Origin of the sequence: Nocardia sp. NPDC051321, assembly GCF_044455225.1 — a bacterium.
In the GTDB taxonomy this organism is placed as follows: Bacteria; Actinomycetota; Actinomycetes; order Mycobacteriales; family Mycobacteriaceae; genus Nocardia.
In genome coordinates this window covers 43,143-60,539 of the sequence record NZ_JBITEM010000029.1, presented here as the reverse complement: position 1 = coordinate 60,539, position 17,397 = coordinate 43,143, and the positions used below count along the sequence as shown (strand labels likewise).

15 protein-coding genes are annotated in these 17,397 nt (G+C 66.9%); 4 read left to right on the top strand and 11 right to left on the bottom strand.

Going from position 1 to position 17,397, the window contains the following annotated elements; all coding sequences use genetic code 11:
* Positions 1-193: 193 nt before the first annotated feature.
* The 9 genes from ACIA8C_RS42440 to ACIA8C_RS42400 form a co-directional block, all read right to left on the bottom strand.
* Positions 194-1,138, bottom strand: coding sequence for an alpha/beta hydrolase family esterase (locus ACIA8C_RS42440; protein WP_397145083.1), 945 nt, complete (start codon positions 1,136-1,138; stop codon positions 194-196).
* Positions 1,139-1,249: 111 nt separating this feature from the next.
* The gene (gene acs / locus ACIA8C_RS42435) at positions 1,250-3,196 is read right to left on the bottom strand and encodes an acetate--CoA ligase (RefSeq protein WP_397145081.1); all 1,947 of its coding nucleotides are present in this window, start codon (positions 3,194-3,196) and stop codon (positions 1,250-1,252) included.
* A gap of 51 nt (positions 3,197-3,247) precedes the next feature.
* Positions 3,248-4,885, bottom strand: coding sequence for a cation acetate symporter (locus ACIA8C_RS42430; protein ID WP_397145079.1), 1,638 nt, complete (start codon positions 4,883-4,885; stop codon positions 3,248-3,250).
* Positions 4,882-5,238, bottom strand: coding sequence for a DUF485 domain-containing protein (locus ACIA8C_RS42425; protein WP_397145077.1), 357 nt, complete (start codon positions 5,236-5,238; stop codon positions 4,882-4,884). The genes ACIA8C_RS42430 and ACIA8C_RS42425 overlap by 4 nt, the downstream gene beginning before the upstream one ends.
* Positions 5,239-5,402: 164 nt before the next feature.
* Positions 5,403-7,157, bottom strand: a complete 1,755-nt coding sequence (locus ACIA8C_RS42420) for a cation acetate symporter (RefSeq protein WP_397145075.1) — start codon at positions 7,155-7,157, stop codon at positions 5,403-5,405.
* A gap of 60 nt (positions 7,158-7,217) precedes the next feature.
* Positions 7,218-7,583: a hypothetical protein gene (locus tag ACIA8C_RS42415; RefSeq protein ID WP_397145073.1), complete on the bottom strand. Its 366-nt coding sequence runs from the start codon at positions 7,581-7,583 to the stop codon at positions 7,218-7,220.
* Positions 7,580-8,377: a LytR/AlgR family response regulator transcription factor gene (locus ACIA8C_RS42410; protein WP_397145071.1), complete on the bottom strand. Its 798-nt coding sequence runs from the start codon at positions 8,375-8,377 to the stop codon at positions 7,580-7,582. The genes ACIA8C_RS42415 and ACIA8C_RS42410 overlap by 4 nt, the downstream gene beginning before the upstream one ends.
* 88 nt (positions 8,378-8,465) lie before the next feature.
* Entirely contained in the window at positions 8,466-9,665 is a 1,200-nt protein-coding gene (locus ACIA8C_RS42405; RefSeq protein WP_397145069.1) for a sensor histidine kinase, read from the bottom strand.
* A 196-nt stretch (positions 9,666-9,861) separates the two neighbouring features.
* Positions 9,862-10,311 (bottom strand): hypothetical protein, encoded by a 450-nt coding sequence (locus ACIA8C_RS42400; protein WP_397145067.1) that lies wholly within the window; start codon positions 10,309-10,311, stop codon positions 9,862-9,864.
* A gap of 115 nt (positions 10,312-10,426) precedes the next feature.
* Here ACIA8C_RS42400 and ACIA8C_RS42395 point away from each other — a divergent pair, with 115 nt between their 5' ends.
* Positions 10,427-10,819, top strand: coding sequence for a DUF3052 domain-containing protein (locus tag ACIA8C_RS42395; RefSeq protein WP_397145065.1), 393 nt, complete (start codon positions 10,427-10,429; stop codon positions 10,817-10,819).
* Positions 10,820-11,076: 257 nt separating this feature from the next.
* Positions 11,077-14,625, top strand: a complete 3,549-nt coding sequence (gene dnaE, locus ACIA8C_RS42390) for a DNA polymerase III subunit alpha (RefSeq protein ID WP_397145063.1) — start codon at positions 11,077-11,079, stop codon at positions 14,623-14,625.
* A 122-nt stretch (positions 14,626-14,747) separates the two neighbouring features.
* Here the strand turns inward: dnaE and ACIA8C_RS42385 are convergent, their stop codons facing one another.
* Together ACIA8C_RS42385 and ACIA8C_RS42380 are read right to left on the bottom strand one after the other, a co-directional pair.
* Entirely contained in the window at positions 14,748-15,929 is a 1,182-nt protein-coding gene (locus tag ACIA8C_RS42385; RefSeq protein WP_397145061.1) for a Cmx/CmrA family chloramphenicol efflux MFS transporter, read from the bottom strand.
* Positions 15,930-16,013: 84 nt separating this feature from the next.
* Positions 16,014-16,586: a TetR/AcrR family transcriptional regulator gene (locus tag ACIA8C_RS42380; RefSeq protein WP_397145059.1), complete on the bottom strand. Its 573-nt coding sequence runs from the start codon at positions 16,584-16,586 to the stop codon at positions 16,014-16,016.
* A gap of 112 nt (positions 16,587-16,698) precedes the next feature.
* Between ACIA8C_RS42380 and ACIA8C_RS42375 the strand changes: the two genes are divergently transcribed.
* Together ACIA8C_RS42375 and ACIA8C_RS42370 are read left to right on the top strand one after the other, a co-directional pair.
* Positions 16,699-17,016, top strand: a complete 318-nt coding sequence (locus ACIA8C_RS42375; RefSeq protein ID WP_397145057.1) for a hypothetical protein — start codon at positions 16,699-16,701, stop codon at positions 17,014-17,016.
* Positions 17,013-17,336: a type II toxin-antitoxin system PemK/MazF family toxin gene (locus ACIA8C_RS42370; RefSeq protein WP_397145055.1), complete on the top strand. Its 324-nt coding sequence runs from the start codon at positions 17,013-17,015 to the stop codon at positions 17,334-17,336. The genes ACIA8C_RS42375 and ACIA8C_RS42370 overlap by 4 nt, the downstream gene beginning before the upstream one ends.
* Positions 17,337-17,397: the final 61 nt, after the last annotated feature.

Below are 17,397 nucleotides of genomic sequence, written 5' to 3'. Positions count from 1 at the left end.
GTCCCGCCCCGGCGCCCCCCCCCCCCCCCCGGGGGGGGGGGCGCCCCCCCCCCCCCCCCGCCGGGGGGGGGGGGGCCCCCCCCCCCCCCCCCCCCCGGGGGGGGGGCCCCCCCCCCCCCGCTGGGGGGTTACCCCCTGGCGATTGCTTCGAAAACCTCGGAATCGATCGGGGGATTGTGGGGCGCTGCGGATTTCAGCATGTTTGGTGTGGTGGCGGCATGCGATGCGCTAACAGGAATCGCATCAGGTTTCGCTGGAGTTCGATGCCGTGGTCCTGCTGCATCAGCCACGCGCCGATCGCGTGCTCGGCCAGCAGGGGTGTGGTGAACTGCGCGAGTTCGCAGCCGCGGGGACTGGCGTAATGCTCGACGGTGAGCGGGTTCGGCAGTCCCTGACCGACGTCGAGAACCTGAACGTCGGTCGGCAGGGCCGGCGCGGAACCCGGATCCGCGAGATTGTCGGCCGCGAGCCACTGCACGAGGTTGGACCGGCCGATCACGATGGTGCTGATCTCATCGAAGAGGGTCTGCAGGAAGTAGGTCGGCATCGGGCGGACCCGTGGACCCATCGCATCGATGATCACCCGGCCCTCGGGTTTGGCGAGATACGGCGCGCCCGCCATCGGCGCGATCGCCGCGTACAGGTCGGGATAGGTGGCACCGAGAACGGTGGTCATCGCGCCGCCCGCCGAGTAGCCACCAAGGTAGACGCGAGACCGATCGAGCTGGAACTCATCGACCAGCGCGGTGCTGATGCCCGCGATCATGGACGGCTCGCCCTCGCCGCGCTGCTGATTCCCGGCCTTGTCCCAGTTCCAGCACAGCTCCTTGTTCGCCGCCGGATCCTGCAGCGGATAGGCGAGCACGAAACCCATTTCGTCGGCGACCCGGGTGAGCGAGAAGCCGGTCGGCTCCGGGTGATCGATCGGATCGTCGCAACCGTGTAGGTACACCATCAGCGGCATGCCCGCGGTCGCGCCGGGCGGCAGGTGCAGGTAGTAGCAGCGGGTGCCCGCGCCATTGGTGAAGCAGCGCTTGTCGATCTGGGCTCGCGCGCCCGGCGCGCCGGACAGCGGGCAGGCGGCGATCAGCAGGAAAGAGCCGAGGACGGCGGAAAGGCGGAGCACGGTGACTCGCACCCCATCAGCTTAACCACGCGCCGCGCCGCGCACACGCCCTCGATTCCCTGGGCGACGGACCCGTCCCCTCATCGCCATTTCGGGTGGCCGGGTCCGTCACCGGGGCGGGGGCTACCCGCGGGCGATGGCCTCGAACACCTTGGGGTCTACCAAGGTCGAGGTGTCGCCCAGCTCGCGGCCGTCGGCGATGTCGCGGAGCAGGCGGCGCATGATCTTGCCGCTGCGTGTTTTCGGCAACTCCGGGACGAGATGGATCTCGCGTGGCCGGGCAATGGGGCTGATCTCGTGGGACACCGCCGATTTCAGCTCGGTGACGAGCGGGTCGCCGGTGTGCACCGCGCCCGCGGTGAGGATGACGAAGGCGACGATGGCCTGGCCGGTGGTGTCGTCGCTGGCGCCGACGACCGCGGCCTCGGCGACCGAGGCATGCCCGACGAGCGCGGATTCGACTTCGGCGGTGGAGATCCGGTGGCCGGACACGTTCATCACGTCGTCCACCCGGCCGAGCACCCAGAGGTCGCCGTCGTCGTCGAGCTTGGCGCCGTCACCGGCGAAATACCAACCGGCGTCGGCAAATCGGTCCCAGTAGGTGGCCCGGTACCGCTCCATATCGCCCCAGATGCCGCGCAGCATCGACGGCCACGGCTGGTCGAGCACCAGCAATCCGGCTGCGCCGCGGTCGAGTTCGGCGCCGTCATCGTCGACCACCTTCGCCGAGATGCCCGGCAGCGCGGCGGTCGCGGCACCCGGTTTGGTGGTGGTGACCCCGGGTAGCGGCGAGATCATGATCGCGCCGGTCTCGGTCTGCCACCAGGTGTCCACGATCGGGGTGCGGTTGCCGCCGATGACTTCTCGGTACCAGCGCCAGGCCTCCGGGTTGATCGGCTCGCCGACGCTGCCGAGCAGCCGCAGGCTGGACAGGTCGTGCGCGTCAGGGATCTCGCGGCCCCATTTCATGAAGGTCCGCACCAGCGTCGGCGCCGTGTAATAGATGCTGACGCCGTACTTTTCGATGATCTGGAAGTGCCGGTGTTCGTCCGGGGAGTTGGGCGTGCCTTCGTAGACCACCTGGGTGGTCCGGTTGGCGAGTGGCCCGTAGACGATGTAGCTGTGTCCGGTGACCCAGCCGATGTCGGCGGTGCACCAGTAAACGTCTTGTCCGGCTTTGTGATCGAAGACGTTGTGGTGGGTGTAGGCAGCCTGCACCAGGTAACCGCCGGAGGTGTGCAGGATGCCCTTGGGCTTTCCGGTTGTGCCCGAGGTGTAGAGGATGAACAGCGGATGCTCAGCATCGAACGCCTGCGCCTCGTGTTCCGGCGAAGCGTCGGTGACGGTGTCGTGCCACCACAGATCCCGGCCCTCGGTCCACGGCACGTCAATGTTGGTGCGCCGCACCACGAGTACGTGCTCGACGGTCGATCGCGTCCCGCCAAGCGCCTCGTCGACGGCGGCTTTGAGCGGCGCCGCCGTCCCGCGCCGCCACTGCCCATCGGTGGTGATCACCAGCCGCGCCCCCGCGTCGTCCACCCGCTGGCGCAGCGCGGTGGGGGAGAAACCGGCGAACACCACCGAGTGGGTGAGCCCGAGCCGGGCGCAGGCGAGCATCGACACGATGGCCTCGGGCACCATCGGCATATAGATGGCGACCCGATCACCCGCCCGCAACCCCAGCTCGGTCAGATAGTTTGCCGCCCTCGATACTTCGTCGCGGAGTTCGCCATAGGTGATATCGCGTGAGTCGCCGGGCTCGCCTTCCCAGTGAATGGCGATCTGGTCACCGTGCCCGTCCAGCACGTGCCGGTCGACGCAGTTGTAGGCGACATTGAGCTTGCCGCCGACGAACCACCGCGCGACCGGTGCGTCGCTCCAGTCCAGAACCTGCGACCACGGCTGTTCCCAGTACAGCCGCCGCGCCTGCTCCGCCCAGAACGCCAACCGATCCCGTGCCGCCAGGTCGTACAGTCCCGCATCGGCATTCGCCGTCGAGGCGAAGGCCTCGGCGGGCGCGTATGACGCCGGTGCGGTGGTGTCGCGGGGATCGGTGGTTGCGCTGGTCACGCGATATCTCCTAACGAGAGAACAAGGGGGACAACAACTATCGGTCAGTGATCAGTGCACCACCGCCTTCTCGGCGCCGACACCGGTCAGCGAGCGGACCTCCATCTCGGCGGCTTTGGCCGGGTTCTCGTCGGCCTTGCCGAGGAACGTCCCGACCGCGCCGAGCACGAAAGCCAGTGGAATGGACACGATTCCGGGGTTGGACAGCGGGAACCAATCGAAATCGGAGCCGGGCAGCATCGAGCTCGCGGTACCCGAAACGGCGGGCGAGAACACGATCAGCACGATGGTCGAGATCAGGCCGCCGTACATGCTGAACAGCGCGCCGGTGGTGTTGAACCGCTTCCAGAACAGCGAGTACAGGATCGTCGGCAGGTTCGCCGCCGCCGCCACCGCGAACGCCAGCGCGACCAGGAACGCGATGTTCTGACCATTGGCGAGGATGCCGAGGCCGATCGCGATCGCGCCGATCACCACCGCGGTGATCCGGGACACTCGCACCTGCTTGGCGTCGTCGACCTTGCCGCGCTTGATGACTCCGGCGTAGATGTCGTGCGCGAACGAGGTCGCCGCGGTGATGGTGAGCCCCGCGACCACCGCGAGGATGGTGGCGAACGCGACCGCGGAGATGACGCCGAGCAGGACCACGCCGCCCAGCTCGAACGCGAGCAGCGGCGCCGCAGAGTTCTGCCCGCCCGCCGCGGCCAGGATCCGGTCCGGCCCGACGATCGCGGCGGCGCCGTAGCCGAGCACCAGGGTGAACAGGTAGAACGCGCCGATCAGCCCGATCGCCCACACGACTGATCGGCGCGCCTCCTTCGCGGTAGGCACGGTGTAGAAGCGCATCAGCACGTGCGGGAGACCCGCGGTGCCGAGCACGAGCGCCAAACCGAGAGACAGGAAGTTGAGTTTCGAGGTGGCGTTGGCGCCGTACTGCGCGCCGGGCGCGAGCACGTCGCGGGCGGCGACGCCCTTGGCCTTCGACCCGGTCACATGCTCCTGGGCCGACCCGAGAATATCGGACAGGTTGAAGCCGAACTTGGCGAACACCATGACCGTCATCAACGCGGCGCCCACGATCAGCAGCACCGCCTTGATGATCTGCACCCACGTGGTGCCCTTCATGCCGCCGACCAGCACGTACACGATCATCAGCACGCCGACCACGGCGATCACGATGGACTGCCCGGTCTTGTCGGAGATGTCGAGCAGCAGCGCGACCAGGCCACCGGCCCCGGCCATCTGCGCGAGCAGGTAGAACAGCGACACCGCGAGGGTGGTCAACGCCGCGGCGGTGCGCACCGGGCCCTGCTTGAGCCGGAAGCTCAGCACATCGGCCATGGTGAATTTGCCGGTGTTCCTGAGCATTTCGGCGACCAGCAGCAGTGCGACCAGCCAGGCGACCAGGAACCCGATGGAGTACAGGAACCCGTCGTAGCCGTACACCGCGATGGCGCCTGCGATACCGAGAAAGCTTGCGGCGGAAAGATAGTCGCCCGCGATGGCAATGCCGTTCTGTGGGCCGGAGAAGCCACGGCCGCCGGTGAAGAAGTCGGCGGCGGTAGCGTTGTTACGGCTGGCCCGGACGACCACGACCATGGTGATCGCGACGAATACCGCGAAGATGGCGATATTGGCCGTCGGGTTGCCGACGGTCGCGGCGGCGGCATAGGTGCTGACCTGATTCACGCGTGGCCCCCCTCGAGCTTGCCGCGCAGGGCCGCCGCGCGCGGATCCAGTTCCCGGTTGGCGAACCGGACGTAGAGCGCGGTGATGGCGAAGGTGGAGACGAACTGTCCGAGGCCGAGCAGCAATCCGAGGTTGATATTGCCGAAGACCTTGTGCGCCATGAAGTCGTGCGCGTACGCGCCGAGCAGCACATAGCTGAGGTACCACACCAGAAACAGGGCAGTCATCGGAAAGACGAAGCGGCGCAGGCGCGTTCGTAATTCTTGAAAGTCCGGGCTGGCCTGCACATCGATGAATTCGTCTGCACTCGGCGTGCGCCGGGGAGCGGTGCCGTCGAGTTCTGTACTAGTCATGGTAGTCCTAGCTTCTGACATGGCTTACTTGCTCAGCACCGTAGCCAGGCCCGTATGAGGAAACGATGATGTGGCGTGGGTCACTCCGGGAAGGCGGCCGATTGTGCGGTGAACGGTCGGTGTGGCACGACGAGCGGTCGGCGGCGGATCCGGCGTTCGACGGCTCAGTTCGAGCGCAGACCGCGTTCGCGATCGGCGCCCATGCCGAGCCGCTCGGGGGCGTGCATGCGGACGAAAATGCGGCCGACCCGGCGGCCGCCGGGGCCCTGAGTCGCCTTGCTGACCAACACCATTGCCGCGAACGCCAGCGGCACGCTGATTGCCGCCGGATAGCCGACCAGTGCGGCGGGCCACCCGCCTGCCACCTCGTCGGACAGGCCGCCGGTCACCGACACCACCGTCGCGCCACCGGACACCAGCCCGCCCGCGGTGAGCCCGGCCGCCGCGCCCGTCGCCGTCAGTCCGCGCCACCAGATGCCGAGCACCAGCAGCGGGCACAGGGTCGAGGCGGCCACGGAGAAGGCGAGACCGACGGTGCGCGACAGGTCGAGTGAGGCAACCGTTATCGAAAGGGTCAGCGGCACAACACCGGCCACCAGCGCCGCCGCCCGGAAGTCGCGAATTCGCCCGCGCAGCATGTCGGTGCTCAGCACGCCCGCGATGCTCACCAGCAGTCCCGACGACGTGGACAGGAACGCGGCGATGGCGCCCGCCGCCACCAGTGCGGCCAGTAATTGTCCAGGCAGGCCACCCACCACCGACCCCGGCAGCAGCACCACCGCCGCGTCGGAGGTTCCGGTGATCAACAGCTGCGGCACGTACAGCCGTGCGAAAACCCCTAGCAGCACCGGGAATAGGTAGTACAAACCGACAAGTCCGATGACCGCCACGGCCGTCGCGCGTGCGGCTCGACCGTCTGGATTCGTGTAGAAGCGCACCAGCACGTGCGGTAAGCCCATGGTGCCGAGGAAGGTCGCGATGATCAGCGAATACACCTGATATGTCGGGTGCGCGCCGCCGAACCCGCCGCCCGGCTTCAGCCATTCGCTGCCATCCGCCGGCGCACCCGCCACCACCGGCACCGCGGCGCCCGCCTCGAGCACCATTTCGGTGCCCGGCGACAGCTCGTGCGGGCCAGGGGTCAGCAGCACCTGACCGCTCACCGGGCTGTCGTCTAGTTTTCCGGTGATCGAAACCTGTTGTGCCGCAGCAACCTGCACCACTACGGCGGTGCGCACGTCCACCACCGTGCGCTCGGTGACCACCGGGGGAGCGGGCGCACCGAGCTGCTGATCCTCGGTCAGGAAGTGGCCGAGCAGCACCAGCGCCGGAATCGCCACCGCGGTCAACTTCAGCCAATATTGGAACGCCTGCACCAGCGTGATCGACCGCATCCCGCCGCCGGCCACGTTCGCGATCACAATGACCCCCACCGCCGCCGCGCCCACCCAATCGGGCACGCCGAGCAGCGTATGCAACGTCAACCCGGCACCCTGGAACTGCGGAATCAGGTACACCGCACACACCAGCACCACGACGGTCGCGGCCAATCTGCGCAATCGCACCGAGCCCAAACGGAATTCGGCGAAGTCGGGCACCGTGTAGGCCCCGGACCGCCGCAGCGGCGCCGCGACGAAAAGCAACAGCGAGAGATAGCCTGCGGTGAATCCCACCGGATACCACAGCGCATCCGCGCCGTACTTCGCGATCAGCCCCGCAACGCCGAGAAACGAAGCGGCCGAGAGGTATTCACCCGAGATCGCGGCAGCATTCCAGCCCGACCTGACGCTGCGCGAGGCGACCAGGAAGTCAGAGGTGGTGCGCGCCAAGCGAACTCCGTACGCGCCGATCGCGACGGTCGCAAGCGCGGCGAACAGCAGCGCCAACACCGTCAAAACCGGCACCGACCCCGCGGTCATCGCGTCCCTCTACCAGCTGACGCGCTCGGCTCGGGTTCGGTTGCGATGCCGCCGGACACGTCAGTCCTCGGCCAGGTCGAGGAAGTCCTGCTCGTTGCGTTCGGCTAGGCGGACGTATAAGCGTCCGGCGAGATAGAGGAGTGGATAGACGGCGGCGCCGAGTAGGAGCCACGGCAGCCGGATGCCGAACACGACCGTCGAGCCGACCGTGCCGATGCCGAAAAGCACCGGCAGTGCGCACAATACGACGACGATGATCAAACCGAGCCGCAGTGCGAGACCGAGCTGGGCGCGGATCAGGCCGCCGATCAGTGCCTCGCCGATCTCGGTCTGCTCGGCCACTTCCATCCGGGTGCGCACGCGCCGCGCGCCACGGCGTTCCGACAGCACCACGCGCTGGCGGGCGGGGCGGTGCGGCCCGGTCACTGGCCGGTCCACTGTTGCCGCGGGCCGTGCACCAGACGCTGTTTCAGCTCACGCACCTGCCTGCGGCTGACCGGCAACTCCACCGCCGTGGCATTGCCGTCGGCACGCAGGCACACCACGGTTCCGGTGCCGACGGTGCGCAGGCCGGTCACCAGTCGCAGCGCGACAAGGTAAGAGCGGTGCACGCGCAGGAATCCCGCGTCCTGCCACCGGGACTCCAACGCGGACAACGGAATCCGAACCAGGTGGGAGCCATTGCTGGTGTGCAACCGCGCGTAGTCGCCATCCGCCTCGACCCAGCTGACGCTCGACCGGGGCACCAGCGTGGTGACCCCGCCCAGCTCGACGGGAATGACCGCACTCGGGTCGGCTCGCGGTTCATCGACGACGGGAGCCGGTGCGCCGCGGGTCGACGCGATCCGGCGCACCGCCTCGGCCAGCCGCGCCTCACGCAACGGCTTCAGCAGATAGTCGACCGCGCCCAGATCGTAGGCGGCCACCGCCCGATCGTCGTGTGCCGTCACGAAAACCACCGCGGGCGGGCTCGCGAACTCCGAAAGGATGCCCGCCAGCTCCATCCCGTCCAGCCCCGGCATATTGATATCCAGGAACACCGCGTCGACCGGATGCGCCCGCAACACCCGCAACGCGGTGGTCGCGTCGGCCGCGTCGTGGATCTCGCCGACGCCGGGCTGTGCGCGCAACAGATACACCAGCTCGTCCAGAGCAGGCTTTTCATCGTCGACGGCCAGCACCCGCAAGGTGCCGACCGCGTTATCGGTGGTACGCGTCACAACCGCTCCATCGTAAACATCCGGCCGGGACGACCGGCTCGGATCCCCAACGCTGACCACATCGAGCGGCACGCCAAGGCGTCATCGTTCACGCCTGGATACCCGCGCGGAATTTGGGCACCCGGAGCGAGACCTTGGTGCCCGCGCCGGGGGCGGTTTCGACGATGAGGCCGTAGTCGTTGCCGAAAGCGGCGCGTAAACGGTCGTCGACGTTGGCCAGGCCGACGTGCGCCGATTCGCCGGAACCTGCTGGTCCGCTGCCGGTTTCGATGGCATCGAGGGCGCCGGAGCGGAGCAGTTCGGGATCCATGCCGACGCCGTCGTCTTCGACACTGATCAGGCAGTCGGTGCCCGCGTCGGCGGCGGTGATGTGCACCGTGCCGCCGCGGGTGGCGCCTGCGAGACCATGCCGGACCGCGTTTTCGACGAGGGGTTGCAGCGCGAGGAAGGGCAGGACCACGCCGAGCACCTCCGGCGCGATCTGCAGGCGCACGTCGAGCGCGTCGCCGAAGCGGGCGCGTTCCAGCGCGAGATAGCGCTCGATATTGCGCAATTCGTCGGCCAGCACGGTGAATTCGCCCGCGGCGCGGAACGAGTAGCGGGTGAAGTCGGCGAATTCGAGGATCAGTTCACGGGCTCGGTCCGGGTCGGTGCGCACGAACGAGGCGATGGTGTTGAGCGCGTTGTAAATGAAGTGCGGACTGATCTGGGCCCGCAACGCCCGCACCTCGGCGCGGTCGAGCCGGGCCCGCGAGGCGTCCAGCTCGGCCAATTCGAGCTGTCCGCAGGCATACCTGGCCACCTCGGCCACCGCACCGAGCCACCCCGGCCCCGGCTGACCAGTGGTGACCACGCCGATCGCCCCGGCCACCCCGGTGCTGTCGATCAGCAGCGGCTGCGCGATGAGCGTGCGCCCCGCGTGCTCGCCACTGCCCGGCCCGGCCACCAGCACCGGCCGCTCGCCGGCCACCGCGCGCTTGGCCGCCCCGCTGAAATGTTCGGCGAGTTCGGCATGCGGCCCGTCCCAGGCGAGCAGCGTGCCGTCCGGGTCGGCGACACCGAGCGCTTCCGCCCCGGTGAGCACCCGCAGATGCGGCGCGGACTCCTGCGCCGACTGCGCGGTGAGCCCGCGCCGCAACGGAATAGCCGCCAGCGACGCGGTATGCAGCGCCGAATGCACCGCCCGCTCGGCAGGCGTGGTCACCACCCGCCGCGTCCGCGGCCAGATCACCAGTGCCCCAGCAATCAACGCCGCCGAGACAACGAGCGCAACAACGCTAGTCGTCACCGCATCCCCCGAACCGGCAGTGCATCCATGCGCCGATTATCGCGCCCGCAGAGAACGAAGCGGCGGACTAACGGGCACGCCAACCGACTTGACGTACGTTGCACCTTCTTGACGGATGTTGCAGCATGCGTCAAGAGGACGCAACGTACGTCAAGTCGGAACTACCGCCTTGCTTGGCGGGTGGCGGGGGACTCGCCTAGCCCTGGTAGGGGTCGACTCGGAATTCGACGGAGCCGGGCTCGGGGATGTGGGCCGCGCCGACGGTCATGGTGGCGGTGAAGCGGCCGATGCCGGGGTGGAACAGGGCGGAGTAGCCGCTGTTGCCCCAATATCCGGGGCCGTTTGCGGTCACCGTGAAGTCGCCGGTCTCACCGGTTTCGACATTGCGCCAGTTCAGGGTGAGCGACAGGTGGCAGCTGCCCGCGCCGAACATCGTGGTCGCCACGCTGAACGCCGCGTGTTCCGGATAGGCGTTGCTCGTCACCGCGGAGCTGACCTGGGCGACGCAGAGGCCATCGGTGAGCGAGTAGAAACTGTCGAACTGGTCGACGATCTGGGCGGCGGCGGGGGCCGACGTGGCGACCATTGCGGCCACGGCGACGGCGGGTATGGCAGGAATCGCGAAAAGTGCTCTGAGCGAATTCATCAACACCTCGACAGGTTTGGGATCACTCGTATCCCTCGACTATGCCCCTTCCACAGGCTGATTTTCCCGATTTGATGCCCTCGATTTCAGGGGCACGCGGATCTACAGTCGAGCCATGACAGCCGGTTACTCCGGAACGCCGTTGGCCAAGAAGCTGGGCATCAAGCCCGGTCACCAGGTCGTGCTGCGGCACAGGCCGCCGGGCTGGCGGATCCCCGATCTCCCGGCTGATGTCGAGATCGTCGACGCCGGAACTCCCGATGTGCTCCTCGCCTTCTATCGCACGCATGCCGACCTGGCCGACGAAGCGCCGAACCTGGCGGCGCGGCTGCCGAGGGGCAGCGGGCTGTGGATCGCCTGGCCGCGCAAGGCGGGCGGACATGTCAGCGACATCGCCGAGAACGACTTGCGGGAGTTGCTGCTGCCGATCGGTGTCGTGGACGTGAAGGTCGCCGCGCTCGACAATGATTGGTCCGGTTTGAAATTCGTCTGGCGCAAGCAAACCTGACCGTGTGTGTCGCTGCCGACTGCTGCGGCCCGCGCGAGGGCGCCAGAGTAGGGTCAACCGGTCCGCGCTAGACGTCACTCGCGGAAATCAGACAGCTCCAGGGCGACTCGCCAGACGCGCCGGTGATCTTCGACACCGACACGCCGGGCCCTCCTGGGACGTCGCGTTGCGCGCCGCGCGCCTCGAAAAAATGTCATACCGACGTGCCTAGAATCGCTAGGCCAACCCCCGTCGAGACCTTGGGAGGAAGGACCGTCTTGGCCGCCTCGTCCGGATCGTTCGTTCACCTGCACAACCACACCGAGTACTCCATGCTCGACGGTGCGGCCAAAATATCGCCTCTGTTCGCGGAGGCGAATCGGCTGGGAATGAACGCGGTGGGGATGACCGACCACGGCAATATGTACGGCGCCTCCGAGTTCTACAACTCGGCGAAGAAGGCGGGCATCAAGCCGATCATCGGCATCGAGGCCTACATCGCGCCCGCCTCCCGGTTCGACACCAAGCGCATCCAGTGGGGCGATCCGAGCCAGAAGGGCGACGACGTCTCCGGCTCCGGCGCCTACACGCACATGACCATGGTCGCGGAGAACGCGACCGGGCTGCGCAATCTGTTCAAGCTGTCCTCGCTGGCGTCGCTGGAAGGCCAGCTCGGCAAGTGGGCGCGGATGGACGAGGAGATCATCGCCCAGTACGCCGAGGGCATCATCGCGACCACCGGCTGCCCGTCGGGCGAGGTGCAGACGCGGTTGCGCCTCGGCCACGACCGCGAGGCACTGGAGGCGGCGGCCAAGTGGCAGGAGATATTCGGGAAGGACAACTTCTTCCTGGAGATCATGGACCACGGGCTGTCCATCGAACGCCGGGTCCGCGAGGGCCTCCTCGACATCGGGCAGAAGCTCGGTATTCCGCCGATCGCGACCAACGACTGCCACTACGTCACCAAGGACCAGTCGACCAACCACGAAGCGCTGCTGTGCATTCAGACCGGCAAGACGCTCAGCGACCCCACCCGGTTCAAGTTCGACGGTGACGGCTACTACCTGAAGTCCGCCGAGGAGATGCGCGCGCTGTGGGACGCCGAGGTGCCCGGCGCCTGCGACAACACCGTCGCCATCGGCGAGCGCGTGCAGTCCTACGACGACGTGTGGGCGTTCCGCGACCGGATGCCGGTGTTCCCGGTGCCCGAGGGTGACGACCAGAATTCGTTCCTGCGCAAGGAAGTCGACCGCGGGCTCGCACGCCGGTTCCCGGACGGTGTGCCCGAGGAGTACTACACCCGCGCCTATTTCGAGCTCGATGTCATCAAGCAGAAGGGCTTCCCCGCCTACTTCCTCGTCGTCGGCGACCTCGTCTCGCACGCGAAAGAGGTCGGCATCCGGGTCGGTCCTGGCCGTGGTTCGGCGGCCGGTTCGCTGGTCGCCTACGCGCTCGGCATCACCAACATCGACCCGATCCCGCACGGCCTGCTGTTCGAACGGTTCCTGAACCCGGAACGCCCGTCCGCGCCCGATATCGATATCGACTTCGACGATCGCCGCCGCGGCGAAATGGTCCGCTACGCCACCGAGAAGTGGGGCAGCGACCGGGTGGCCCAGGTGATCACCTTCGGCACCATCAAGACCAAGGCCGCGATCAAGGACTCGGCGCGCGTGCTGTTCGGCCAGCCCGGTTTCGCCATCGCCGACCAGATCTCGAAGGCGCTGCCGCCGCCGATCATGGCCAAGGACATCTCGGTGGCCGGCATCACCGACCCGGACCACGAGCGGTACAAGGAAGCCGCCGAGGTCCGCGAGCTCATCGGCAACAACCCGGATGTCGCGAAGATCTACGAGACCGCCCGCGGCCTCGAAGGCCTGATCCGCAACGCGGGCGTGCACGCCTGCGCGGTGATCATGTCGTCCGAGCCGCTCACCGACACCATCCCCGTCTGGAAGCGGGCCCAGGACGGCGCCATCATCACCGGCTGGGACTACCCGTCCTGTGAGGCCATCGGCCTGCTGAAGATGGACTTCCTCGGGCTGCGCAACCTCACCGTCATCGGTGACGCGATGGAGAACATCAAGGCCAACCGCGGCATCGACCTGGACCTGGACACGCTGCCGCTGGACGACCCGGCCACCTACGAATTGCTGTCCCGCGGTGACACTCTCGGCGTGTTCCAGCTCGACGGTGGTCCCATGCGCGACCTGCTGCGCCGCATGCAGCCGACCGGCTTCAACGACATCGTCGCGGTACTCGCGCTGTACCGGCCGGGCCCGATGGGCATGAACGCGCACAACGACTACGCCGACCGCAAGAACAACCGGCAGCCGATCTCGCCGATCCATCCGGAGCTCGAGGAACCGCTCAAGGACATCCTCTCGGAGACCTACGGCCTGATCGTCTACCAAGAGCAGATCATGTTCATCGCGCAGAAGGTCGCCTCCTACTCGATGGGTAAGGCCGACGCGCTGCGTAAGGCCATGGGTAAGAAGAAGCTCGAGGTGCTGGAGGCCGAGTACAAGGGCTTCCACGCGGGCATGACCGCCAACGGGTTCTCCGAGGCCGCGGTGAAGGCGTTGTGGGACACCATCCTTCCGTTCGCCGGGTACGCGTTCAACAAGTCGCACGCCGCGGGCTACGGTCTCGTCTCGTTCTGGACTGCCTACCTCAAGGCCAACTATCCGGGCGAATACATGGCCGGACTGCTCACCTCCGTCGGTGACGACAAGGACAAGGCCGCGGTCTACCTGTCGGACTGCCGCCGCCTGGGCATCACCGTGCTGCCGCCGGACGTCAACGAATCCGAGCTCAACTTCGCCTCGGTCGGCAAGGACATCCGGTTCGGCTTGGGCGCGGTGCGCAACGTCGGCGCCAACGTGGTGTCCTCGATCATCGCGGCGCGCAAGGAGAAGTCGAAGTTCACCGACTTCTCCGACTATCTGAACAAGATCGACGCGGTCGCCTGCACCAAGAAGGTCACCGAATCCCTCATCAAGGCGGGCGGATTCGACTCGCTGGGGCACCCGCGCAAGGGCCTGCTGCTGATCCACTCCGACGCCATCGACGCGGTGATGTCGACCAAGAAGGCCGAGGCGATCGGCCAGTTCGACCTGTTCGGCGGAGTGGACGCGGACGAGTCGGTGTCGTCGGTGTTCAACGTGAAGGTGCCCGACGACGAGTGGGAGTCCAAGCACAAGCTGGCGCTCGAGCGCGAGATGCTCGGCCTGTACGTTTCCGGGCATCCGCTCAACGGCGTCGAGCATGTCCTTGCGGCGCAATCGGATACGCAAATTCCGGCGATCCTCGAAGGTGACATCAAGGACGGCACCCAGGTGACCGTCGGCGGCATCCTCGCCTCGGTGAACCGGCGAATCAACAAGAACGGCCTCGCGTGGGCGTCGGCGCAGTTGGAAGACCTGGCCGGTGGCATCGAGGTGCTGTTCTTCCCGCAGGCGTACTCGGTGTACGGGATGGACGTGGTCGAGGACGCGGTAGTGCTGGTGAAGGCGCGCGTTTCGGTGCGCGACGACCGAATCTCGTTGATCGCCAACGATCTCGCCGTACCCGACCTGTCCTCCATCGGTGTCGCGAAGCCACTGGCGGTAGTCATGTCCACCCGGATGTGCACCCCCGACAAGATCGACGAGTTCAAACGCATCCTCTCCCGCCACCCCGGCACCGCTGATGTGCACATCCGCCACGTAGGGGCGCGCGAAAAGACAACGTTGCTGAAACTCGATGACAGCCTGCGGGTTACCCCGTCATCGGCGCTGATGGGTGACCTGAAGGCACTGCTTGGGCCGGGATGCTTGGCGGTCTGAGGTTCCGACCGCGCATACAGACGCACGGTTTTCGATTTCTGGCACCGGGAATCGCATGCAATTTCAGGTGCGGGAAATCAGGAGGCGTGCGGCTGTCTGCACATCCGGAGTGTGTGGGCTGGTTAGTGGACTAGTTCTGGTTGCTTGTCGGGGGTCGGGGTGGGGTGGCGGTTCAGGAGTTGTTCCCAGGTGATTACGCCGAGGGTGGCGATGCCGAGGGTGGCACCGATCCACGCGACCGAGGCGTAGCCGAGGCCGCCGCCGATGGCTAAGGCGCCGAGCCAGGGGCCGAGGGTGATGCCGACGTTGAAGGACGAGACGTTGAAGGCGGGGGCGAGGGTTGGGCCGTGGGGGGCGAGGTTGAAGACTCGGCTGTTGAGGGTGGGGTTGGTGCCGAAGCCGAAGGCGCCGAGCAGGAAGGTGAGGGCGACGACGGGGGCGGGGTGCTCGGCGGTGAGAGCGAGCAGGATCGAGGTGATGATCAGGCCGGTGATGCCGACGTACAGGGTGCGGATCGGGTGGGCGTCGGCGGTGCGGCCGCCGATGACGATGCCGAGGAAGCTGCCGATGCCGTACCCGACCAGCACGATCGGGATCCAGCCGTCGGTGAGGCCGGTCGTCTGTGACAGCAGCGCGCCGAGGTAGGCGAAGGTGACCATGAGTGCGGACGTGGCCAGCGCGGTGGTGCTGTAGGACAGCCACAGCCGGGGATTGGCAATGCTGCGCAGTTCTTTTCGTAGGTCCGGCTGGATTTCCGCGCGACCGGCCGGGATCTTGGCGAGCACGCCGATCATGGCCAGCGCGGACATGATCGCGACCGTCCAGAACGCCGCGCGCCAGCCGAGGTGCTGGCCGATCACGGTGCCGGCGGGCAGGCCGATGACGGTGGCGATGGTGAGGCCGCCCGCGACGATGCTCATCGCCTTGCCGCGGGCGTTCGCCGGAACCAGGCCGATGGCGGTGGTTGCCGCGACCGACCAGAAACCGGCGTACACGAAGGCGCCCACCGCCCTTGTCGCGAACAGCACCCAGTAGTCCGAGGTCAGCGCGCCGACGATGTGGGCGGCGACGAACACCGCGAGGAACGCGAGTAGCGCGTTGCGCCGTGGCAGCCGCAGCGTCGTGACGGCGAGTATCGGCGCGCCGATCAGCATGCCGAGTGCGAACGCCGAAATCAGCAGGCCCGCTTGCGGAATGGTGACTCCGAGGTCGGTGGACAGCTCCGTGAGCAGGCCGGAGAGCATCATCTCCGAGGTGCCCTGGGCGAATATGGACAAGCCCAGGATGTAGACGGCGAACGGCATCGGGCACCTCTCTTATTTTGGATCATTCAGTTCAAAACTGGCACATGGAAAAGTTGACGTCTCGTAATGTCTTGGGGGACTGGGTCAGAGGGCGTTCAGTGCGGTCGCGGCAATGGCTTCCAGCGCGTCGCGGCCGACACCGCCGCGGGCGGCCACGCGCATCCCGGCAATGGTGGCGTTGACGAAGTGCGCCAGCTCGCGGGCATCCTTGCCGTCAGCTATTTCCCCTGCGCGCCTGCCGCTTTCGAGCACCTCGGTCAGTGCGGCCAGCCGCAGTTCCTGATCTTTCCGCAACACCGCTGCCACGTCCGGGTCGCGCGGCGCGAGCTCGATCATCGAATTGACGACCAGGCAGCCGAGCGGATCGTCCTCCGGTGCGTCCACGACCTGCTGCAGCAGCGCACGCATCTTCGCCCTCGGCGACTCGTCACCGTCGAGCATCGCGAACGTGGCCGCGTTCTTCGTCGCCATGTACCTGCCCAACGCCCGCTCGAACAGCTCATGCTTGCTCGTAAAGGTGTTGTAGATACTGCTGCGTCCCAGTCCCGTTGCATCGCACAGGTCTTGGGTGGAGGTCGCCTCGTAGCCCGCGGTCCAGAACGCCCGCATCGCGGCGTCCACGGCCCGCTCCTCGTCGAACTGCTTCGGTCGTGCCATGCGAACGAGGCTAACACAGTTTTGAACCGATCATTTCAATATATATGGTGCGAGATTATGCATCACAAGGTGATGATTGAGTGCGCATCGAGCTCGATGTAGAATCTGATGCATGACCAGACGAACCACCCTGACACTGACCGAGCGGGAGGAACGCACGTTGGCGACGCTCGGTGACCGAAAAGGGGCCGAGTGGGTGCTGTTCGAATCCATCGCCGCCCATCTCGGTTACTCCCTCACTCCTGAGGCGTCCGAGGCGACCGTGATCCGCGTGTTGATGTCGATCGGCGCGCAGGTGCTGATCGATGAGGCGCTGGAGCAGGGCTATGCGGAACTCGCCGCAATTTGGCCAGAGGTGCACGACGAGGACGAGGCTCGCGAGTTCCGCCGTCGGCGCGAGGCTGAACATGCGAGAGGTGGTGCCGAGTGACGAACTCCGCACCGGTCCGTGGGCAGATATATCGTGCCGACGTCGGCTACGGCCCGAAACCGTGGTTGATCGTCTCGAACAACCGGCGTAATCGGTTGCTGTCCGACGTACTGGCAGCCCGAATCACCACCACGAACAAACATGCCGTTTTGCCGACGTGGGTCCAGCTCTCCGCTGCGGACCCACTGGTCGGCAGCATCGTCACCGACGATCTCGAGCAGGTGCTACGTGCCGATCTGGGTGCCTTGCTCGGCACGATCAGTCCTGGCACCGTGATGGCTTTGAATACCGCGTTGAAGCTTGCGCTGGCCATTCCGTGACCTGTTGTGGGGTACGTACGTAGCCGCCACCGCGTATTGCGTGGTGGGCGGCATCGCTCGG

Coding starts and splice junctions, on each gene's coding strand:
- ACIA8C_RS42425 (WP_397145077.1), bottom strand. CDS start 5,238: ATGACTAGTACAGAACTCGACGGCACCGCTCCCCGGCGCACGCCGAGT.
- ACIA8C_RS42420 (WP_397145075.1), bottom strand. CDS start 7,157: ATGACCGCGGGGTCGGTGCCGGTTTTGACGGTGTTGGCGCTGCTGTTC.
- ACIA8C_RS42400 (WP_397145067.1), bottom strand. CDS start 10,311: ATGAATTCGCTCAGAGCACTTTTCGCGATTCCTGCCATACCCGCCGTC.
- ACIA8C_RS42395 (WP_397145065.1), top strand. CDS start 10,427: ATGACAGCCGGTTACTCCGGAACGCCGTTGGCCAAGAAGCTGGGCATC.
- ACIA8C_RS42385 (WP_397145061.1), bottom strand. CDS start 15,929: ATGCCGTTCGCCGTCTACATCCTGGGCTTGTCCATATTCGCCCAGGGC.
- ACIA8C_RS42380 (WP_397145059.1), bottom strand. CDS start 16,586: ATGGCACGACCGAAGCAGTTCGACGAGGAGCGGGCCGTGGACGCCGCG.
- ACIA8C_RS42375 (WP_397145057.1), top strand. CDS start 16,699: ATGACCAGACGAACCACCCTGACACTGACCGAGCGGGAGGAACGCACG.